Source organism: Nocardioides sp. NPDC059952, assembly GCF_042730435.1.
In the GTDB taxonomy this organism is placed as follows: Bacteria; Actinomycetota; Actinomycetes; order Propionibacteriales; family Nocardioidaceae; genus Nocardioides.
Genome location: NZ_JBHWLY010000058.1, coordinates 16,906 through 38,069 on the forward strand (window position 1 = coordinate 16,906; position 21,164 = coordinate 38,069).

At 69.1% G+C, this 21,164-nt stretch carries 18 protein-coding genes; 8 read left to right on the top strand and 10 right to left on the bottom strand.

Translation table 11 applies throughout. The features are described from left to right. The first annotated feature begins 219 nt into the window (after positions 1 to 219). Entirely contained in the window at positions 220 to 885 is a 666-nt protein-coding gene (locus ACFV9G_RS22100) for a hypothetical protein (protein ID WP_378729911.1), read from the top strand. Positions 886 to 927: 42 nt separating this feature from the next. On the opposite strand, the gene ACFV9G_RS22105 is transcribed toward ACFV9G_RS22100, so the two are convergent. Then, positions 928 to 1,911, bottom strand: coding sequence for a hypothetical protein (locus ACFV9G_RS22105; RefSeq protein WP_378729913.1), 984 nt, complete (start codon positions 1,909 to 1,911; stop codon positions 928 to 930). A gap of 274 nt (positions 1,912 to 2,185) precedes the next feature. On the opposite strand from ACFV9G_RS22105, the gene ACFV9G_RS22110 reads away from it, so the two are divergent. The 6 genes from ACFV9G_RS22110 (at position 2,186) to ACFV9G_RS22135 (ending at position 8,272) form a co-directional block, all read left to right on the top strand. Next, positions 2,186 to 2,821, top strand: coding sequence for a hypothetical protein (locus tag ACFV9G_RS22110; RefSeq protein ID WP_378729915.1), 636 nt, complete (start codon positions 2,186 to 2,188; stop codon positions 2,819 to 2,821). A gap of 80 nt (positions 2,822 to 2,901) precedes the next feature. Next, positions 2,902 to 3,543: a hypothetical protein gene (locus ACFV9G_RS22115; RefSeq protein ID WP_378729917.1), complete on the top strand. Its 642-nt coding sequence runs from the start codon at positions 2,902 to 2,904 to the stop codon at positions 3,541 to 3,543. 180 nt (positions 3,544 to 3,723) lie between these two features. After that, a complete protein-coding gene (locus ACFV9G_RS22120; protein WP_378729919.1) occupies positions 3,724 to 4,941 on the top strand; it encodes a PucR family transcriptional regulator in 1,218 nt (405 codons plus the stop codon). Between the two features lie 13 nt (positions 4,942 to 4,954). Then, positions 4,955 to 5,965 carry an HAD family hydrolase gene (locus tag ACFV9G_RS22125; RefSeq protein WP_378729921.1) on the top strand — a complete coding sequence of 337 codons (1,011 nt, stop codon included), beginning with the start codon at positions 4,955 to 4,957 and terminating at the stop codon, positions 5,963 to 5,965. 116 nt (positions 5,966 to 6,081) lie between these two features. Continuing rightward, positions 6,082 to 7,287, top strand: a complete 1,206-nt coding sequence (locus tag ACFV9G_RS22130; protein ID WP_378729923.1) for a lytic transglycosylase domain-containing protein — start codon at positions 6,082 to 6,084, stop codon at positions 7,285 to 7,287. Positions 7,288 to 7,420: 133 nt separating this feature from the next. Continuing rightward, on the top strand, positions 7,421 to 8,272 hold the full coding sequence (locus ACFV9G_RS22135) for a GTP-binding protein LepA (RefSeq protein ID WP_378729925.1): 852 nt from the start codon (positions 7,421 to 7,423) through the stop codon (positions 8,270 to 8,272). Between the two features lie 101 nt (positions 8,273 to 8,373). On the opposite strand, the gene ACFV9G_RS22140 is transcribed toward ACFV9G_RS22135, so the two are convergent. Continuing rightward, a complete protein-coding gene (locus ACFV9G_RS22140) occupies positions 8,374 to 10,647 on the bottom strand; it encodes a transglycosylase domain-containing protein (RefSeq protein WP_378729927.1) in 2,274 nt (757 codons plus the stop codon). Between the two features lie 124 nt (positions 10,648 to 10,771). Between ACFV9G_RS22140 and ACFV9G_RS22145 the strand changes: the two genes are divergently transcribed. Beyond that, complete coding sequence (locus tag ACFV9G_RS22145; protein WP_378729929.1) at positions 10,772 to 11,635, top strand: DUF692 family multinuclear iron-containing protein; 864 nt, start codon at positions 10,772 to 10,774, stop codon at positions 11,633 to 11,635. Here ACFV9G_RS22145 and ACFV9G_RS22150 read toward each other — a convergent pair. The 8 genes from ACFV9G_RS22150 to dnaK all read right to left on the bottom strand — a co-directional run bounded on the left by ACFV9G_RS22150 (position 11,604) and on the right by dnaK (position 20,861). Next, entirely contained in the window at positions 11,604 to 12,497 is an 894-nt protein-coding gene (locus ACFV9G_RS22150) for an Abi-alpha family protein (RefSeq protein ID WP_378729931.1), read from the bottom strand. The two genes, ACFV9G_RS22145 and ACFV9G_RS22150, sit on opposite strands and share 32 nt — an antisense overlap. Next, positions 12,494 to 13,816 (bottom strand): hypothetical protein, encoded by a 1,323-nt coding sequence (locus ACFV9G_RS22155; RefSeq protein ID WP_378729933.1) that lies wholly within the window; start codon positions 13,814 to 13,816, stop codon positions 12,494 to 12,496. The genes ACFV9G_RS22150 and ACFV9G_RS22155 overlap by 4 nt, the downstream gene beginning before the upstream one ends. 81 nt (positions 13,817 to 13,897) lie before the next feature. Further along, entirely contained in the window at positions 13,898 to 14,899 is a 1,002-nt protein-coding gene (locus ACFV9G_RS22160; RefSeq protein WP_378729935.1) for an Abi-alpha family protein, read from the bottom strand. Next, positions 14,896 to 16,209 carry a hypothetical protein gene (locus ACFV9G_RS22165; protein ID WP_378729937.1) on the bottom strand — a complete coding sequence of 438 codons (1,314 nt, stop codon included), beginning with the start codon at positions 16,207 to 16,209 and terminating at the stop codon, positions 14,896 to 14,898. The genes ACFV9G_RS22160 and ACFV9G_RS22165 overlap by 4 nt, the downstream gene beginning before the upstream one ends. Positions 16,210 to 16,591: 382 nt before the next feature. Then, positions 16,592 to 17,026 carry a heat shock protein transcriptional repressor HspR gene (locus ACFV9G_RS22170; protein WP_378729939.1) on the bottom strand — a complete coding sequence of 145 codons (435 nt, stop codon included), beginning with the start codon at positions 17,024 to 17,026 and terminating at the stop codon, positions 16,592 to 16,594. Then, positions 17,026 to 18,216, bottom strand: a complete 1,191-nt coding sequence (locus tag ACFV9G_RS22175; RefSeq protein ID WP_378729941.1) for a DnaJ C-terminal domain-containing protein — start codon at positions 18,214 to 18,216, stop codon at positions 17,026 to 17,028. The genes ACFV9G_RS22170 and ACFV9G_RS22175 overlap by 1 nt, the downstream gene beginning before the upstream one ends. A gap of 81 nt (positions 18,217 to 18,297) precedes the next feature. After that, positions 18,298 to 19,005 (bottom strand): nucleotide exchange factor GrpE, encoded by a 708-nt coding sequence (gene grpE / locus ACFV9G_RS22180; protein ID WP_378729943.1) that lies wholly within the window; start codon positions 19,003 to 19,005, stop codon positions 18,298 to 18,300. After that, positions 19,002 to 20,861: a molecular chaperone DnaK gene (gene dnaK / locus ACFV9G_RS22185; RefSeq protein ID WP_378729945.1), complete on the bottom strand. Its 1,860-nt coding sequence runs from the start codon at positions 20,859 to 20,861 to the stop codon at positions 19,002 to 19,004. The genes grpE and dnaK overlap by 4 nt, the downstream gene beginning before the upstream one ends. Between the last annotated feature and the right edge of the window lie 303 nt (positions 20,862 to 21,164).

Below are 21,164 nucleotides of genomic sequence, written 5' to 3' on the forward strand. Positions count from 1 at the left end.
CAATCTCTCAACCCCGCCCTAGTCCTGCGGGTCTCACCCCCCTCCCTCATCTCCCTAACACATCTATAAAACACACAAATCAAACCGCCCCCCGGGTCCGCGGCCGCCCCCCCCCCCCCCGCGGCCGATCTGCCGGTCTCGGCCGTCACCCCATGGAAATGAGCGTCGACCTGCGAGATGAAGGGAGCTCGATCTCATCCACCCGAAAGGGCACCACCCATGAAGAAGCTTCCGGTGATCGGCGCAGCAGCAGCCAGCCTCATCCTCGTCACGCCCGCCGCAGCCCAGGCCGCGCCGCCGTACGACGTCGCCGTCGGCGGCAGCACGGTAGTGGGCGACCACGCCTTCAGCGCCGCGTCCGTCGGCGGCATCAACTTCTCCACGCCGCTCGCCGCGGGGAACTGCACCTACATCAGTGGGATGGGACAGGCACACAGCGGAACCTCGATGAGCGGGAACTACACGGGCAATACCCCCGCGGACCACCCCTTCACCATCGAGGCCAGCACCTGGGCCGGATGCACCGAGCAGTTCGGCACACCACTGGACTTCACCCAGGTCGGAGAGTGGAGGTTCACCAGCCAAGACCCGACAGCGACTGCCGCACAGACCGACACACTCTCCGGCACAGTCTCCAACGTCAGTTTCCACATCGTCGACAGCTCTGGCACCGGCCTGTGCGACTTCTGGTTCACCGGCAGCGCGGATGCGATCTTCGATGAGACCACGCAACGCCTCGCGTTCGTCGAGGCAGGCTTCGACGGCAGTCTCTCCGTAGAGAATGTCTCTGGCAACTGCCTCGGCATGTTCGCGCAAGGTGACCCGGTTGACCTTCAGGTCTCCCTATCCCTCAGCATCCCAGACGGCCCGCTGAACATCAGCTGATGCCACACCGGCGTGGCGGCCGGTGGTGACGATCGAGCGTCGTCACCGGTCGCCCTCGGGGATCTCCGGTACCGGCGGGATCAAGGGGTTCGCTGCGTTCCCGGCGTTGCACGGCACCGACTCAACCGTCGCCTGGCCTGGACCGGGCGGCAGATTCTTCCCTCCGACAACAGGGTTCTTCCTCGTGCAACTGAAAGCACTTCCCTGGTAGGTGCGGAGAGGATTGTCTTTCCCTGAGACAGTGGCGGTGAGCAGCGCGGAGAGATCGTCGCCGTCGGCTGTGACGCATCCACTGAAGCCAGGCACGTCGATCGTGCCGGTCAGGTCGCCACCGGTGCTGAGGTTGAAGTGCCCGTTCTCCCAGAACGGTAGCGGCGGCGAGGGGACATTCTCACCATCGACCGTGCCGTACCAGTATCCATTTCCGTGCAGCTGCATCTTGCCTGGCACTGTGGTGCGGCAGGTGTCTGAAAGGCGCATCGCGACACCGTCGACAACGAGTGAGGTGATCCGCGTGTAAAGCTCGGTGTTGATCTCGTTGTCAGGCACCTCGGTTCCTCCGTCGGGGTTGCAGGTCAGGCTCTCGATGTTGATCGGCCTTGGCAGGCCATCGTCATCGCGAACCTGCTCCAGTCGTACTGTCGCCTCGACCGGAATCGTGCCGAACGCAACGGTACGAACGGTCATCTCGCGGCTGATTCCGTAGTTGTGCGGCGCCCCCACCTCCGCGACGAGATACACGTTCGCGCCGGCGAGGCTGCAACTGCGATAGCGCGACGGGTCCGGGTTGTCCGCGGGCCCGAGGTAGTAGTCGAACGCGGAGGTCATCAGGGGTGTTCGGAGCCACTGTCGGGCGCGTTCGGCCTTCGCGGCAGACGCCATCGGAGCCCCGCCCCACGTGCGGTGCTGGACCGGCGGCGGATGGACCTCAGGTGCGGGCAGCCCAGGATAGGGCCCTTCGTCGGCACTGCTGCTGCCAGTGCCGAGCATGATGAAGGCGACCACGGCCAGCGTGGCCGCCGCCATGACGTGTCTCCTTGTTCGCCGCATGCAATGACGATGATCCTGCCCTGATCGCGCCGCAACCTGGTTCAGCAAGTTCGTTTCAGAGGGCCACACGTTTTGTCATCGCCATGACAACTCCGGCGTCAGACGGACAGGACGATGTCGCGTGCGCGACATCCTGAGGCCCGATCTCGCCCATTCGCGCCGTTGGCCGTCGACAGCCGGCCCCACCCCGGGGGATGAATGGACCAAGCGGGGACAACTGGTCTCCTCTGATCCGAAGGGACATCGTTCGATGGCTAAGAAGATCTTTCTCGTGGGGGCGGCGGCAGCCGCGCTCACCCTTGCGACCCCGGCGATGGCAAGCGCCGCGCCCCCGTACACCGTCTCCGTCGGCGGGAGCTCGACCGCCGGGAGCCATCCGTTCACCGCAGCCTCGGTGGGCGGGATCAACTTCGCGACGACGTTGAACGCAATGAGCTGCACGTCGGCCAGCGCATCCGGGACCGTGCAGAGCGGAACCGGGCTGACCACGGTCGCCACCATCGCGTCCACCGGGTGGAGCGGATGCACCGAGCAGTTCGGCACCCCGCTCACGGTCACCCACAGTGGTTCCTGGTCCCTCAACCCGACGGGCTCGGCCACCGCGGGCTCGACCGACGTGATCGCCGGCAAGATCGCCGGTGTCAGCGCCCACGTCGCCGACTCGTCCGGCACCGGGCTGTGCGACTTCACGGTCGGCGGAAACGTGGACGGGAGCTTCAACGAGGCCACCCAGAGGCTCGTCATCGCTGAAACCGGCGCTGATAGCAGCCTCACGGTCACGAGCGTCGCCGGAGACTGCCTGGGCACCATCACCGTCGGCGAGGCCGCCAGCTTCTCCGGAACCTACGCCATCACCTCCCCCGACGGCGCGATCAACCTCAGCTGAATCAACGATCGATGACGGTGCGTCCGATGGGCGCACCGTCGTCATGTGGCACATGTTCACCATCCCGAAGGAGCCCCGTCATGTCTCTCTCGACACTCATGAAGCGCCGGCTCGGTCTGCTCGCCGTCCCGGCCGCGGCCACGCTGCTCGCCGTCGCCACGGCCGCACCCGCCCACGCCGCACCTCTCGACATCCTCTACGACGCCAACGGCACCACCGTCGTCGCCTCGACCGGGTCGCAGATCCCCGTCGGCCCGGCCGTCCTGGACACCACGCTGGAGACCACGACCGGCGCGTTCACCGGCTCGCTGGCGCTCCCCGGCGCCAGCACCGAGTTCAAGGCGGTGGGGTTCATCCCGATGAGCGCCGACGTCTCCTTCGAGGAGGCCGCCCCCACCACCGGCACGCTCACGCCCCATCCCGAAGGCGGCGGCAGCTATGTCGAGGCCACCTCCTACTACAACGTACGTCTCACCAACATCAAGGTCGTGGGCTTCCCGACCTTCTCCGGCCCGTTCTGCCGCACCGTCGAGCCGGTGGCCATCCCCGTGGCCACGCCCGAGGGTGAGCGGTTCGGGGTCTTCACCGGCGGCCGCCTCACCGGGACGTACTCGATCGGCGACTTCCAGAACTGCGGCCTCAACACCTGGCTGGTCAACGCCCTCGTCCCCGGCGACGGGAACACCATCGAGCTCAACCTCACCAACCCGCGTCGCGGCTGAGCTCTCCCTCCCCGAGTCCGCCGGGTGGCCACACGGCCCCCGGCGGACTCTGCCCATCCGGCCACCCGACGGCACAGACGTACCGAATTCCGGGGGCACGCCAAGCAAAGACGTGCCATGGTGGTCGATACCTTCTCGGGCATGTTGGACGAAGGAGTTTGACGTGCGACGGAGCACGAGATGACGCAGACCCACCAGTCCCCCGGACTTCCCGGTTCCGCCGTGTGGATGCTGAAGAGCCTCGAGGGCGAGGTGCGGCCGATCGCGCGCAAGATCACCGGCCACCTGCGCGAGGGGCTGCCGGCCGAGACCGAGGGCTTCGAGGAGCTCATCTTCACCGCCGTGCACGGCGCGATGTCGCACTTCATCGACCTGGGTCTGGGGCGTTCGGCGCCCTATCTCGCGATCGACGACCACTTCCGCAAGGTCGGCTTCAAGGTCGCCGCGCTGGGCCAGGACCGGGCCATCGTCGACCAGGGCATCCACATGGCCACCACCGAGCTCTGGGACGAGCTGCGCCGCCGGGCGGTCGAGAACGAGCTCTCCGCCGCGGCGCTGAACGCGCTCAACGAGATGATGACGACGTACGTCGAGCACCTGACCTCGCAGGTCGGCAAGGGCTTCGAGGCCGGCACCGAGGCTCGCGACCAGGACAACGACGTCGCCCGGGCCCGGCTGATCGACCGGATGCTGTCGGGGGCCTCCGCCGACGAGATCGAGGTGCAGGCGGCGCTGGGCGACTGGGCGCTGCCGGAGAAGGTGACCGTGATGGCGGTCGAGCTGCGTGACGGGGAGCGGATCCTCTCCGACGCTCTCTCCGCCACCGCCCTCACCCGTCGCCGCGAGCCGACCCAGGTGGTGATGTGCCCACCTCACGACGCCGAGACGGTGACCAAGCAGGTCCGGGCCGCGGCACCGAAGGCACGGGTCTCGATCTGCTGGCCGGTGCCACCCGAGGACGTACCCGCCGCCTGGCGCTGGGCCAACCGCGCCCTGGCGCTGGTCAACGCCCGGGTGATCCCGGCCAAGCCGGTCATCGACTGCCTCGCGTATCGCACCGAGATCTGGCTGCACGCCGAGCCGGTGATGCGCCGCCAGCTCGCCCAGGAGCTGCTCGAACCGCTGCTGGCCGAGTCGGCCAACTCCCGCGAGATCCTCACCGAGACCCTGCTGGTCTGGCTCGAGACCCGGGAGAGCGCGCCGGCGATCGCGGCGGTCCTCGGCGTGCACCCGCAGACCATCCGCTACCGGTGGAAGCGGATCAACGAGCTCTTCGGGGAGTCCCTGCGCGATCCCGAGTTCGTGACCCAGCTCCTGCTGCTCCTGAAGGCGAGCGTGCCGCTGTGGGTCGCCGGCGACCAGAGCGACTTCGACCGCTACCAGCAGCAGACCGGCTGATCCGGGATCGCTCATGGAGATGTTCGTCCTCGTGGCGGGTGCGGTCGCTTCGTACATCCTCGGCTCGGTGTTCCCGCACGTCGTCGCGGGCTGGTCCGGTCGCCGGCGCGGGATCGAGTCGGTGCCCCGGTCCTCGTGGGCGGTCGCTGCCCGGGTCGACACGGTGGTGCTCGACCGCTGGGGGACGGTGACCACCGGTCGACTCGTGGTGACCACCGTCGACCCGCTCGATCCCGACCACCTGCGCAACCTGCGCTGGTTCGCGGGGGCGCTGGAGCACGAGGCCGAGGGCCCGCTCGCCCGCGCGGTCGCCCGGCTCTCGCCGCGCGGCAGGGTCACCGACTTCCGTCTCGTTCCCGGATCGGGGGTGCGGGGGTCGGTCGACCGGCATCCCGTACGCGTCGGTCGGCCCTCCTGGGTCGGCATGGCCGACCGCACCGAGCGCGGCACCGTCCTCGGGGTCGAGCTCGACGGGCGGCCGCTGGGCTATCTCGTGGTCGGCGACGAGCCGCGCAAGGACGCCGGGGCGTCGGTGTCACGGCTGACGTCCGCTGGGGTGACCCCGGTGCTGGTCTCCGACGACACCGACCGCGAGACCGAGCACATGGCCGAGATCTGCGGGATCGAACGATGGCATCCCGAGATCGCCCCCGAGAAACGCGAGCGGCTCGTCGCCGAACTGCAGGAGCAGGGGCGGGTGGTGGCCTTCGTGAGCTCTCGCCCGGAGGACGCCGAGGCCCAGGCGGCGGCCGACCTGGCCGTGGGCGGGAGCTCCGGCGTACGGCTGACGGATCTCGACGTCCGGCGCGTCGCCGAGCTGATCTCGCTCGCGCGCGGGCTCGTCGTCGGTCGTCGCTGGGCCGGGCCGGTCGCGCTGGTGCCGGCGGTGGTCGGGGCGGTGGCGGTGGTCCTCGGCGCCGGCTCGGTCGTGCTCGCGGCCGGGTTCGCGCTGCTCAGCCTGGTCACGGCGGTGGTGGCCGGGGCGATCCCCGTGACGAGGTCAGGAAACTTGTCACGTGCGTGAGTAGTTTCGGGGATTCTCGGCCCGGATCGCGCGCAGCTCGTTGTGGCGGGGCTCACATGATGGCTGGATCGGTGACATCGATCCACCACCCGCCCGACCCGAGGATGTGACCGAGGATGACCCCACGACCCGGTCTGCTGTTCAAGGCTGCCGCGCTGCCCGTCGCCGCCGTGACCGCCGCCTGGACGATCCATGCGATCCAGGAGGGCCGGCCCGTCGACGCCACGGCCAGCGTGGGTCAGGTGCCGGTCGAGGTGCCGACCCAGGAGCTGCTGCCGCCGGTGAGCGTCTCCGCGGTCAAGCCCATCCCCAAGGTCAGCCCCACCCTTGCGGCAAAGCCTGCCGGGTTCGCCGCCGAGGCGGCCGCCGGCGTCATCCCCGAGACCGCGCTCTCCGCCTACCAGCGGGCTGCGACGGTGCTGGCCGACGCCGACCCGGGCTGTCATCTCGACTGGTCACTGATCGCCGCGATCGGGCGGGTCGAGTCCGACCACGGCCGGGCCGGGGGTAACACGCTGTCCGCCTCCGGGGTCGCGACGCCCGGGATCTTCGGCGTACCTCTCACCGGGGCCGCCGGGACCGCACACATCCTGGACACCGACGGCGGCACCTACGACCGCGACCTCGTCTACGACCGCGCGGTCGGGCCGATGCAGTTCATCCCGTCGACATGGTCCGACGTCGGGGTCGACGCCGACGGCGACGGTCGCCGCGACCCGCAGGACGTCGACGACGCCGCGCTCGCCGCCGCGGTCTACCTGTGCTCCGGATCCGCCGACCTGTCCACCGAGGCCGGGCAGCGCTCGGCGGTGCTGCGCTACAACCACAGCGAGGCGTACGTCTCGGCGGTCCTGCAGATCGCGTCCGGCTATCGGTCGGGGACCTTCGAGGCACCCGCCGGAGTCGTCCTGCCCGCCGCCCAGATCCCGGTCACCTCCGCCTCCGACCTCGAGCCGCTCTCCGGCGCCTCGCCCAGCGCCCAGCCGCCCCGGCGTGGCTCCTCCACGGGCGGGACGGGCACCGGTACGCCCAGCGGCGGCTCGACCACGCCCTCCTCCCCCTCGCCCTCCCCCGGCGATGGCGGGTCCGTCGTCCCGTCGCCCACCTCGGACCCGGAACCGACCGGCTCCCCCACCGAGACACCGACCGAGACGCCGACCGAGACCCCCACGGAAACGCCTACGGAGACCCCGACCGAGACACCCACCGAGACACCGACCGAGACACCGACCGAGACACCGACCGAGACACCGACGGAAACACCCACCGAGGACCCGACGCCCACCGAGACACCGACCGAGACACCCGCCGCTACCGAGTAGCTCGCCCGCTGGTCGTGCCGCCGTGCGAAAAGTGTCGAGGGCAACACCTCTCGGTTTGGCTAAATCGCGTTACAAGGCCACGCAGTGCGGGCAGACTGGAGACGCTGCTGACACCCCACTGGGAGCCGCCTCGATGCCGACCGATACCGACCGTCTCGTTGCTCACGTCGCGCGCCTGGGCGAGGAGCACCCACCGATCCCGATGGACTCGGTCGACTTCACCGTGAACGACCCGGTGGGCTTCGGTGCCCGCTTCGGCCATGTCCTCGACTACATGGCGCGGGTCGAGCTCGAGGTCGACCGCAACGTACTCGAGATCTCCACCATGCTCCCCAACCCACCCGAGGTCGACAAACAGTTCTACGCCGAGGTGTGGCAGCCGCAGGAGATCCAGCACGGGCTGATCCTCGACCGGCTCCAGCAGGTCCTGGGGCGCCCGCCGGCGACCACCGACCTCGACCACGTCAGCCTGAAGCTGAAGGTGCTCGGTCTGCTGGCTCACCTGGAGCCGTTCCAGGACGTCTGCCGGATGCTCTACTACCTGACCGGCATGGCCACCGAGCGCTCCGCGGTGATCGCCTACAACCTGCTCCACGACGGGGTCATCGAGACCGGCGAGCACGCCGTCGCCGACACCGTGATCGCGCCGATCAAGCGCCAGGAGCCCGGCCACTACGCGTTCTACCAGCTCTCCGCCCGCGCCCACTGGGCCACGCTCGCAGCCTGGCAGAAGTGGCTGGTCCGACGCTTGCGCCGGATCTCCTTCGCTCCCGTCGGGGTCAACAACGTGAGCCAGCTGGCCGACTTCGGCGACGTCATGGAGACGCTCGGCGTCGACCACGAGGGCCGTGACCTGGCCGCCGACGTGGCACGGGTCGAGCAGGAGCTCCTCTGGGCCCGCGACCGCGGCCTCCCCGTCCCCGACTACGTCACCCGCGCCTTCCGGGATGCCGTCGAGGCTGCTCAGGTGCGCGCGGCCGCCTGAACGTTCACCGAGGTAACTCGGTCAGCGGTCGCCTACTTCGTGGAACTCCACGAAGTCAGTGCGCATCGACCGAGGTACCTCGGTGAGCATCCGCCGCCGCGCTACCCGCGCCACTTCGACACGAGCATCTCGACCGTCGCGCCCTTGATCGCGCGACTGCCGGGAACCGTGCCGACCACGGTGCCGGCCTTCCAGCGCGACTTCACTCGCTTGCCGACGACCGGCTTGAACCCGGCCGCCTTGAGCCGGGCGGTGGCCTTGGCGACCGAGAGCCCCTCGACCTTCGGGATCTTGACGCCCTTGCCGTTGACGACGCTGGCTCCGGGACGTACGAAGCCCGCGGAGCCGAGCTTGCCGTCGATCGCCCGCATCGCGTCGGCCCACATCGGGCCGGCGACGGTCGAGCCCGACGCCGAGGCGACGTAGCCGCCGCGCAGGCGCTGCCCGTTGAGGGTGACCCACTTCCCCTCGTAGTTCGCACCGGCGATCATCGAGGCGGTCGCGAGCTTGGGCGTGTAGCCGTTGAACCACACCGCGCGGTTGCTGTTGGTGGTCCCGGTCTTGCCTGCCGACGGCACGCTCAGCGCGAGCTTCTGCCCGAACCCGCCCGGCTGCAGCACGCCGCGGAGGATGTCGTTCATCGCATCAGCCGTGCCCGTACGCATCACCTGCTCGCACGAGGCCGCGTACTCCTTCATCGTCTTCCCGTCAGGTCCGACGATCTCGGTCACCGGGCGCGAGTCGCAGTGCTTGCCGCGGGCACCGAAGGTCGCGTACGCCTCGGCCATCTCCAACGGGCTGACGTCGACCGGACCGAGGGTGAAGGAGGGCACCCGCTCGTGGGCGGGATCGGTCAGGCTGACGCCCATCTTCTTCGCGAGCGTGTAGGGGGCGCAGACGCCGGTGAACTGCTCGAGCCGGACGTAGAAGGTGTTCACCGACTCGCGGGTGCCGGTGTAGAGGTTCTTGTTGCCCGAGGTGGTCGAGTTGCCGACCGGGTAGGGGTTGGGGCTGAACTTGCCCTCTCCGGGGCAGTTGGCGAAGGACCCCTGGTTGAACGTCCTCTTGGCCGGCGAGGGGATCTCCTGCCGGAGCGGGAAGCCCTTCTCGATCGCCGCGGCGCCGACGAAGACCTTGAACGTCGAGCCTGCCTGGAAGCCGTTGGCGTCGCCGTACTCCTTCGGCACCAGGTAGTTCAGGTAGGACTCCCCCTTCTTCCGGTTCTCCCCCATCGGCCGCGACTGCGCCAGCGCCTTGACGTTGCCGGTGCCGGGCTCGACCATCGCCAGGGCACCGACCGCGTTGTCGGTCGGCGAGACGCGACGGCTCACCGACTTCTGCGCCGCCTTCTGGAAGCTGGCGTCCAGGGTGGTCCTGATGGTCAGGCCGCCGGTCTGCAGCAGCCGCCAGCGCTCGGCCTCGGTCTCGCCCAGCGACTTGTCGGCGAGCAGCCACTGCAGCGCGTAGTCGCAGAAGAACTCGGCCGAGGAGCCGAAGCAACCGTTGCGACTGTCCTGGACGTGGAGGCCGAGCTCGCTCTCCTTGAGCTTCTCGGCGTCGGCCCGCGGCAGGTCGCCGACCTGGACCAGCCGCTCGAGCACCAGGTTGCGGCGGGCCACCGTGGCATCGGGGTAGTCGGTGGGGTCGTAGCCGGTCGGGTTCTTCACCATCCCGGCCAGCATCGAGGCCTGCCCCCAGGTCAGGTCGGCGGCGTCGACGCCGAAGTAGTGCTTCGCGGCCGCCTGGACCCCGTAGGCGGAGTCACCGAAGTAGGCGGCGTTGAGGTAGCGCTCGAGGATCCAGTCCTTGTCGTGGTTCTCCTCGAGCCAGATCGCATAGCGGAGCTCGCGGATCTTGCGGGCCGTGGACTTCTCGGTCGCCGCGGCCCGCTCCTCGTCGGTGTCGGCCCCGTAGACGAGGGTCGTCTTGACCAGCTGCTGGGTGATCGACGAGCCACCCTGCACCGAACCCGACTCGGAGGCCGAGTTGCGCAGCAGCGCCCGCAGCGTGCCCTTGAGGTCCATCGCCCCGTGCTCGTAGTAGCGGCTGTCCTCGATCGCGAGCAGCGCCTTCGGCATGTTGGGCGAGATCTGGTCGAGCGCCTTGTAGGACCGGTTCTGGTCGTAGAGGGTGGTGATCACCTTGCCGTGAACGTCCAGGATGCGCGTCGTCTGCGACAGCTCGCCCATGTCGATGTCGAGGGGCAGCTCATCCATCGCCTCGGCGCCGGACTTGGCCGCGACACCGGTCAGGTGGACGAACGGGATCGCCATCCCCGAGGCGACCAGCCCCGTCGCCGCGGCGACGCCGATGAGAGCCGCGAACCGCATCACGACGCGATGGAAGGGCAGGGAACGAACGACTTTGCGGGCCAAGATGGGGGCTCCTACCCGGGCCTCGAGCCAGGACCGGCGAGGGTTGCTGAAAGATCGGAGAACAGGTGTTCACGATACCGGAAGGCCCCACACCGGCCGCGTTCGATCCGCCACACTTCATCCTGTGAATCCCTCGGTCTCCGGCATCGCCGTGGCTTGGCGCCCCGCGATCGCCGAGCTCCTCCAGACGTACGCCGCCTCCGGCCGGCTCGGGTTCACCGAGGTGGTCGCGGAGAACACCGCGCCGGCGCAGGTCCCGCAGGCTGTCCTGGATCTCGGCGTCCCCGTCATCGCCCACGGGGTCACCCTCGGCCTGGCCGGCGCCGACCGCCCGGCGGCGGACCGCCTCACCCGGCTGGCCGAGCTCGCCGAGGCCCTGGACAGCCCGTTCGTCTCCGAGCACGTCGCTTTCGTCCGGGCGAGCGACTCCCCGGACCCGCTCCACGGCGACGTCCTGGAGGCGGGCCACCTGCTGCCGCCACCGCGCACGGCCGACTCGCTCGACGTGCTGGTCGACAACGTCCGGATCGCGCAGGATCAGCTGCCGGTGCCGCTCGCGGTCGAGAACATCGCTGCCACCTTCACCTGGCCCGAGGACACCATCAGCGAGCCCGACTTCCTCACCGAGCTCGTCGAACGCACCGGGGTCCGCCTCGTCCTCGATGTCGCCAACCTCTACGCCTCCGCGGTCGCCCGCGGCTCCGACCCCGTCGCCGACCTGGCCCGCTTCCCGCTCGACGCGGTCGCCTACATGCACGTCGCCGGCGGCACCGAGCGCGATGGCCTCTACATCGACACCCACGCCCACCCGATGCCGACGCCGGTGCTGTCGCTGCTCACGACCGCGGTCGAGGCGTACGCCGGGCGCCGGCTCCCCGGGATCATGCTCGAACGCGACGCGGACGTGTCACCGCAGACCGTCGACCCCGAGTTCACGAAGCTCGCCGAGGCGGTCCCTACGCCTTCGGCAGGTCCGCCCCGCCGGTGACCGGAGCCTGGTGCTCCGGGTAGACCGACTCGGCCGAGCCCTCATCCACCAGCGTGGTGCGACCGAAGGCCTCGCCGAACGGCGTCAGGTGGACCGAGCGGCGCACGATCTTGGCGAACTTCACCGAATGCAGCGCCTCGAGCACGTCGGGCTGGGCCTCGAGGACCTGGTACTCCAACGGGTCGGGCAGCGGCTCCTTGGAGAACCACACCAGCCCGAGCCGGAACAGGTTGTTGAGATAGGCCGGGACCCGGTCCGGATAGCGCACACCGCTGCGCCCGGCGATCATGTTGAGACCCGGCGCGATCATGGTGCTGCCGACGAGGCCTGCCGGCCCACCGGTGCGAATGTCGACCGAGGGCTGCGGCCCGGCCTGGAGCAGGTAGAGCAGCATCCGCGCCTCGTCGGGCGCGAGCTCGTCGAGGATCCGGGCGTACGCCGGGTGCCCCTGCTCATCGGCCCAGACGTCGCGGGACCGGTCGAGCAGCTCGGCTCCCCGTCGGCGCAGCACCGGCAGGGAGTCCTCGGACGCCTCGGCCTCTCGCGTGCGGGCGAGCACGACATCGCGGCCGGCGGCCTCGTAGTCGGCATCGGAGAGCTCCATCACCTGGTGAGAGCCGGGCAGGATGATCCGGGCCGCGGTGCCGGCGACGATGCCCACGGCCTCGGCCGTCTCCCGCACCAACCCCACGCGTACGTCCTGGTCGACCATCGCCCGGGCGACCCGGATCCCGGCGCGGCCGGAGGTGCGCAGCCCCCACCCGGCGGTGTGCCAGGCAGCCCCCGCAGCCACCCTCGCCAGACCGGGAGCGGTGCCGGCCACGGCGGAGGCGGTCGGAAGGACCTTGCCCAAGAGGCTCATGTCGGAAAGATTAGAAGGTGCAGGAAGCCGCCTGCGAGTCCCATGATCGCGCCATGGGCGTAGAGCATCCATTCGTCCTCCTTGATCGCTGACCTCATCATGTCCACGAAGTCGCCGGGTGGAAGCTCCTTGGTGCGCCGCGCGACCAGGTCACGGATCTTGTCCGCCTGGTGACGGCTGAAGCCGGGATCGCGGAACGGCACCAGCGTACGGTCCGCCGCCTCGTTGGCCACCGAGGTGCTGATCCGGTCGAACCGCTCCGAGCCGAGCGCTATCCGTACAGCGCCCCGGTAGGGCCCGGCCGCTTTGTCCACCGCGGGCTTCAGGGCGTTGATCAGCAGCTTGCGGGTGGCGTCGCCGCGGGGGCCGTCGAGCAGGAAGTCGCCGATGCGCTCGAGCGTGATCACGTCGGTGGCGATGATGTCGGCGTAGACCTCAGCGGCCTGCTCCTGGCGGCGCGGGAAGAGGCCCTGGACCTTGATCCCCAGGATGCGCCGCGGCTCCGCGGGCTCGAAGATCAGCCACATGCCGAGCAGGTTGGTCACCCAGCCGACGACCACGCCGAGGACGGGAAGCAGCCACCACACGTGGAAGGTCTGGTCGACCAGCGCCACCGGGATGCCGAGCAGGAAGCCGAAGATGAACCCGAAGGCGACCATCAGGTTGAGCTCGCGCTGGCCGAAGTCGCGGAAGATCCTGACCACCAGGGCGGGGTTCTTGCGGAAGTGGTCGATGACCATCAGCTTCGGGTCGAGCAGCTGGTCGATGTGGATGCCGATGTCGTCGGTGACCTTGTGGACGATCGAGGGCAGCTGAGCCTGCACCCGGACGGCGATCGCATCCTTGACCGCCTGCGGCAGGTCGCGCCAGAGCCGCGGGTGCTCGCGCATCATGATCTGGTCGACGAGCTCGGGCACCTCCGGACGGAAGGTCTCCACGATGTGCGTGGCGATCTCCGAGGGACCGAGCTGCTGGTAGAAGTCGCTCGGCGTGCCGAGCTTGGCGATCGCCTTGTCGACGGCGATCGAGCCCATCTTCGCGGCCCGGGCGGGGATGATGCCCTGCCAGCCGAGCCCGCCCTGGGCGAAGCCCGGGACCTCCTGCAGCTTGTGCGGCAGCACCCTGGTCAGCTCGCGCAGGCCCGGCACCCGGAACCCCTTGAACGAGAGCGGGGAGAAGAGCATGTAGAGGCCCGACCAGTTGATCAGCCAGCCGATCACCCCGGTGAAGATCGGGATGGTGATCAGCGAGAGCCAGTGGACGTGGGCTGCCCAGTCCTCGAACCAGCTGACCAGCGAGTCCTGCCACTCCGGCGACATCCGAGCTCCTTCCGCCAGAGTTCCAGACCGTCAGTATGCGTACCCTACCCACAGGCGAACGCACACACCCCGAAGCGTCTGCTATTCGGCTGAGGCTTCACCCGCCGCGCCGGGCGGAACCCCGTGGCTCGGCAGCCGGTCGAGATCCTCGACGTCGGCGAAGCACGCCCGGGCGAAGTCCCGGCCGAACGGGGTCAGGTGGATCGAGCGCCGCTTGATCCGGGCACCGCCCTTGGCATGAAGGGCCTGGAGTACGTCGGGTTGCGCCTCGACCACCTGATAGCGGATCAGCTCGCTGACCGGCTCCTCGGACTGCCAGACCAGACCGAGCCGGGTCAGGTTGTTGAGGTATTGCGGCACCAGCGACGGATAGCGCACGCTGGCCTGCGCTCCGATCATGGTCAGACCCCGGGCGATCATCCGCGCCCCGCGCAGGTGGCCGATCAGACCACCCTCGACCACGTCGACGGCCGGCTGCGGGCCGTCCTTGAGCATCAGCACCAGGATGCGCGCCTCGTCGGGGGCCAGCTCGTTGAGGATGCTGACGAAGGCCGGATGGCGCTCGTTCTCGTCCCATACGTCGCGCGATCGGCGCAGCAGCTCCTCGCCGGTCCGCCGCAGCCGGTCGGGCTCCGTGCCCGGGGCGACGCCGTTGACCCGCGCGGCACGGCCCTCCATCGCGGCCCTCGCGCTCTCGGCCGCCGGCAGCGCGAACCGTTCCAGCAGACCGGTGACCGGGTTGCCCGTGGCCACCCGCTTCGCGAGAGCGGTCACCTGCCGGGCGTTGGTCGCCACGTCCTCGGTGAGCCGCACCGCCTCGTCAGGGTCGACGACCGCCTTCGCGACCCGCCCCACCCCGCGGACGTACGTCCTCAGCCCCCAGCCCGCGGTGTGCGCGACCGTGACCGCGGAGATCCTGAGCAGGCCCGGGAGGGCCGCCATCGCATCGTCGACGAGACCGCCGCTCGGGGCCGGCGTGGGCATGCGGTGCATCCCCTCCCGGCCCTCGGCGAGCTCTTCGGGCGGCTCGATCGGGGGTGGCCGCAGGGCCGCCGGCTCGGTGTTGATGTGGAGGGCGCTCACAGCACGTTCCACCATTCGAAGACGGCGACGTGCAGGAACCCGCCCGCCAGCCCCATGATCGCCCCGTGGGCGTAGAGCAGCCACTCGTCCTCCTTGATCGCGGCTCTCATCATCTCAACGAAGGTCCTCGGGGGCAGCGCCCTGCACCGGTCGGCGATCAGCCGGCGGATGTTGCACGACTGCTGCTGGCTGAAGGCGGCGTCGCGCAGCGGGGTGAGGGTGTAGTCGACGGCCTGCTCGGCGACCGAGGTCCGGATCGCGTCGAACCTCCTGGTCCCGACCGCGACCCGGACCGCACCGTAGGCCGGCCCGACCGCGGCGTCGACCGCCGGCTCGAGGGCCGCGGCCAGCATCTGGCGGGTCCGGTCACCCGACGGCCCGTTGAGGAGATGGTCGCCGATCCGCTCGAGGGTGATCACGTCCTGGGCGATGTGCTTGCCGTAGACGTCGGAGGCCTGCCACTGTCGCCGGGCGAAGAGCGCCTGGATCCTGAACGGGCCGATCCGCCTGGGCTCGGCGGGCTCGAAGATGAGCAGCATGCCGAGCAGGTTGGTCGTCCACCCGACCAGCACGCCGAGGATCGGCAGCAGCCACCAGATGTGGAAGGCCTGGTCGACGACCGCGACCGGGATGCCGAGCAGGAACCCGAAGATCGCCCCGAAGACGACCATCATCCGCAGCTCGCGGGCACCGAAGTCCTTGAAGATCCGCACGATGATCGAGGGGTCCTTCTCGAAGTTCTCGATCACCATGAGCTTCGGGTCGAAGAGCTGGTCGATGTGGTTGCCGATCTCGACGGTCACGTCACCGACGACCTCGGGGAGCCGGTCCTGGACCCGCTGGATCACGACCGTACGCAGCGGGCGCGGCAGATCGCGCCAGAACCGGGGATGCTCACGCCACATGATCTCGTCGACGAGCAGAGGGATCTCGGGACGGAAGACGTCGACGATGTGGGCGGCGATCTTGTCCGGCTCGAGCTGCTCGTAGAAGTCGCGGGCAGTCGCCATCTGGGACAACGCCCGGTCGACGGCGATCGAGCCCATCTTCGCGGCCCGTGCCGGCACGATCCCCTGCCAGCCGAGCCCGCCGCGCAGGATGCCCGGGATCTCCTGGACCTTGCGCGGCAGCGAGCCCGCGATCTGCTTGAGCCCCGGCACGGTGACCCCGTGGAAATGGATCGGGGAGAAGAGCATCCACAGCCCCGACCAGTTGATCAGCCAGCCGATCACGGCGGTGAAGATCGGGATCGACCAGAACTCGAACCAGTCGATCTCCCACCCGGAGAGCACGTCGACGACGCTGGACACGGGACCCCTTGAACTTCCGTCGGTGAAACTCCTCCGGAACCACACCGACCGGCGCCGAGACGCGCCGCGAGTCACCAATCCCGGGAGAGAGATCGCCCGCGCCGGGCGCGGGCGTCACCTCAGATCCTGCCTGATCACCGCGGGTTGGTCCAGGGCGACGCTCGCACCGGGCGCCACTTCCCACCATCCACCGAAATTGGAAGGACCCGGTGGGTCCGTCTCGGGTCGGCTCCACCGGGTCCGCCGCGTGTGCCCCGACCATATGGGGGTTGGTCCGACACCCGCGGCTTACTCATCAGTATGCGGGCATAGCACCAACATCGGTTTTAACCGAAATCCACAACTCGCCAACAGATCTGGCCCGGAAATCAGGCCCGTCATGCTATCCGTGCTGCCGCCGCCAGACCACGATCGCCTGTCCGGGCGGCGCCTGACGAACCGCAGGAAGCCTGCTGGCCGGACCCTTCGGTTCGGGGGCCGCCGCCCTCGCCTGGGCGAGGGCCTCGCGGGTCGCGGCCAGCTCGTGCAGCAGCTCCTCGTTGCGTCGGCGCAGGGCGTCGACATGCTGCTCGAGAGCGAGGATGCGGCGCACCCCCTCGATGCCGATGCCGGCAGCGGTCAGGTCCGCGATCGACCGCAGCAGCTCGATGTCGTGGAAGGAGTATCGACGCCCGCCACCGCCGGTGCGACCCGGGGTGATCAGGCCCATCCGCTCATAGGTGCGCAGCGTCTGCGGGTGCAGCCCGGTCAGCTCCGCGGCCACGCTGATCACGTAGACCGCGGCATCCGGAGCCGGGCTGCCGAATCCCTCGCTCATCATGACTCCTCGAGAAGGGACGTCCGCAGGGGCTTGCCGGCCATCGCGGCCCGATAGGCCTCGACGGCGGCCTTGGCATCGTTGTCGAGCACGGCCGGGATCTGCACCTCGACGGTCGCGAGCAGGTCACCCACGGTGCCGTCCGAGCGCCGGAACCCCTTGCCGCGGACCCGGAACGTACGCCCGTTGGGGGTCCCCGCGGGGATCCGCAGCGTCACCGGCGATCCCGACAGCGTCGGCAGCTTGGCCTCCGCGCCGAGAGCCAGCTCGTCGAACCCGACCGGCACATCGATGGTGAGGTTGTCGTCCTTGCGGCCGAAGACGCGGTGGGGCGTGACGTGCACGGTGACGTAGAGGTCACCGGACGGGCCGCCGTTCTCACCGGCGGCACCCTTGCCCTTGAGCCGGATCCGCTGACGGTCCTTGACGCCGGCAGGGATGCGCGCCTGGATGGTGCGCGCGGAGGTGCCGCGGCCGGAGCCGTGGCAGGTCGGGCAGGCCTCGTCGTAGATCAGCTGGCGGCCGCCGCAGCGCGGGCAGGTCTCGTTCATCGAGAACGCGCCGCCGACGGAGTTGACGACGTAGCCGGCGCCCTCGCACTCCGGGCAGACCCGCGGCTTGGTGCCGGGCTTGCCACCGGTGCCGTTGCAGTCGGGACAGGCGGCGTCCGAGGTCAGCCGCAGCGAGATGGTCACGCCGTCGAGCGCGTCGGTGAACCCGATCGTGGCGCTCGTCTCGACGTCGGCACCCTTGATCGGCCGAGCCCTCGGGGTCGTACGCCGCCCACCGAAGCCTCCGCCGGCGCCACCGGCACCGCCGAAGAGGTCGCCGAACATGTCGCCGAGGCCACCGCCCTGGGCGGTGCCGCCACCGAAGAGGTCGTCGAAGTTGTAGCCGCGGCCGCCCGTGCCACCGAAGCCGCCCGGGAAACCGCCCGAGGCGCCGAGCGTGCGGACCTCGTCGTACTTCTTGCGCTTCTCGGCGTCGCCGACGACGTCGTAGGCCTCGGCGACCTTCTTGAACTTCTCGTGCTTGGCGTCGTCGCCCGGGTTGGAGTCGGGGTGGTTGGCCCGCGCGAGCTTGCGGTAGGCCTTCTTGATGTCGTCGCCCGAGGCGTCCTTCTTGACACCCAGCTCGGAGTAGTAGTCCTTGTTGATCCAGTCCGGCCGGATCCCGTCGTTCTCAGCCACCTAGCCCCTCCTCCCTTCTTCGCGGTGGCCGAGGCTATCGGTGCTTCGACAGCCTCGGCCACCAGTCGTTGTCACTCCGGGTCACTCCGGGTCGACGACCAGGACCTGCGCGGCCCTGACCACCCGGTCGCCGATCATGTAGCCGGCCTTGGCGACCAGCTTGACCGAGGTCTCCTCGACCTCCGGGTCGGTGCCCATGTGGCTGAGCGCCTCGTGACGGTTGGGGTCGAAGACGTCTCCCGGCTCACCGAACTTCTTCAGACCCAGGTTGGTCACGATCTTCTCGAGCTGGTCGGCGACGGCCTTGAAGCCGCCATCGACCTCGCCGTGCTCACGAGCACGGTCGATGGTGTCGAGCACCTCCACGATCGGAGTGAGCACCTTGAAGGTCGCGTTCTGCGAGACCAGCTCGCGATCACGGTCGACCCGCTTCTTGTAGTTGACGTACTCGGCCTGGAGACGCTGCAGGTCCGTGGTCAGCTCGGCGACCCGCTTGTCGACCTCGTCGGCGGCATCGGCCATGAAGTCCACCTCGCTGTCGTCCTCGATCACCACGTCCGCCTCGTCCTCGGTCTCGTCTTCCTCGTCCTCGGTCGCCTCGTCGGAGGCGTCCTCGTCGGAGCCGGCCTCGGCGTCGTCCGAGTCCGAGGCGTCGCCCTCAGGAGCGTCCACCTCTGAGCCCTCGGTCGACTCCTCGCCCGCCTCTGTCTCAGGGTCGGTCTCGGGCGGGGCCTCGGAGGTCGTCTCCTCGACGACCTCCTCCGCCCCGCCGGGGCGGCGCTTCGTCACTTCTTGTCGCCCTCTTCACCCTCGACGGGCTCGTCGACGATCTCGGCGTCGACGACGTCGTCGTCGGCCTCGCCGGTCGCACCGGTGGCACCGCCGGCAGCGGACTGCTCGGCCTCGGCCGCGGCGTACATGGCCGCACCCATCTTCTGCGAGGACTCACCGAGCTTGGTGATCGCGGTCTGGATGGCGTCCTTGTCGGCCTCAGTGTCCTCGAGGACCTTCTTCAGGGCGTCCAGGTCGGCCTGCACCTCGGTCTTCACGTCGTCCGGGACCTTGTCGCCGGAGTCGGTGATGAACTTCTCGGTGGTGTAGACGAGGCTGTCACCCTGGTTGCGGATCTCGATGGACTCGCGACGCTTGGCGTCCTCCTCGGCGTACTGCTCCGCCTCCTTGACCATGCGGTCGATGTCGTCCTTCGACAGCGCGGAGCCGCCGGAGATCGTCATGGACTGCTCGCGGCCGGAAGCCTGGTCCTTGGCGGAGACGTGCACGATGCCGTTGGCGTCGATGTCGAAGGTGACCTCGATCTTCGGCACGCCACGCGGCGCCGGCGGGAGGCCGGTGAGCTCGAAGTTGCCCAGCGGCTGGTTCTCCGACCACATCGGGCGCTCGCCCTGCGCGACCTTGATCTCGACGCTCGGCTGGTTGTCGTCAGCCGTGGTGAAGATCTCGGAGCGCTTGGTCGGGATGGTGGTGTTGCGCTCGATCAGGGTGGTGAAGACACCGCCCTTGGTCTCGATCCCGAGGCTCAGCGGGGTGACGTCGAGGAGCAGTACGTCCTTGACCTCGCCCTTCAGCACGCCGGCCTGCAGCGCGGCACCGACGGCCACGACCTCGTCGGGGTTGACGCCCTTGTTGGGCTCCTTGCCACCGAGCAGGCTCTTGACCAGGTCGGTCACGGCCGGCATGCGGGTCGAGCCGCCGACCAGGACGACGTGGTCGATGTCCTTGAGCGCGACGCCGGCGTCCTTGAGGACCGACTCGAACGGCTTCTTGGTGCGGTCGAGCAGGTCGGCGGTGATCTTCTGGAACTCCGCCCGGGTCAGGGTCTCCTCGAAGTGGAGGGGGCCGGACTCACCGTGGGTGATGTAGGGCAGGTGGATGCTCGTGTTCTGCGACGAGGACAGCTCGATCTTCGCCTTCTCGGCGGCCTCCTGGAGGCGCTGCGCGGCGATCTTGTCGGCGGCCAGGTCGACGCCGTTGGCGGCCTTGAACTTCCCGACCATCCACTTGACGATCGAGTTGTCCCAGTCGTCACCACCGAGGTGGTTGTCCCCGGAGGTCGCCTTGACCTCGACGACACCCTCACCGATCTCGAGCAGGGACACGTCGAACGTGCCGCCACCGAGGTCGAAGACGAGGATGGTCTGGTCGTCGCCCTTGTCGAGGCCGTAGGCCAGCGCGGCGGCGGTGGGCTCGTTGACGATGCGGGAGACGTTGAGGCCCGCGATCTCACCGGCCTCCTTGGTGGCCTGGCGCTGAGCGTCGGAGAAGTAGGCCGGGACGGTGATGACCGCGTCGGTCACCGTCTCGCCGAGGTAGGCCTCGGCGTCGCGCTTGAGCTTCTGCAGGACGAACGCGCTGATCTGCTGCGGCGTGAAGTCCTTGTCGTCGATGTTCACCTTCCAGTCGGTGCCCATGTGACGCTTGACCGAACGGATCGTGCGGTCCACGTTGGTGACGGCCTGGCGCTTGGCGACCTCGCCGACCAGCACCTCACCGGACTTGCTGAACGCGACCACGGAAGGCGTCGTACGGGCGCCTTCGGCATTCGCGATGACGGTGGCCTCGCCACCCTCCAGAACCGAGACGACCGAGTTGGTGGTCCCGAGGTCGATACCGACGGCACGTGCCATCTTTGCTACCTCCGCTTGTTGAAGCTGTGTGTATGTGGCTGTGTTGCATCTGGGGCGGGAAGCCCCGGAAGACTGGTTGGTCTGCCGCCCAGCGGCTGCCGCCGCCGAGTCTTGCAAACAAGTTGAGCCGATTCAACTCAACTTCGTTCACTGTCCACAACGAAGACCTTACGTCCCCTATTCCAACGCCGGTCAAAAGCACGCCGAGTCGGCTCGGGAATACGATCCCCCTCGGCGGGGGTCTGGGGGAGTAGGGCGGCAGGGAGTTAAACACAAAAACGAGCCCACCAGACCGGGTGAAAA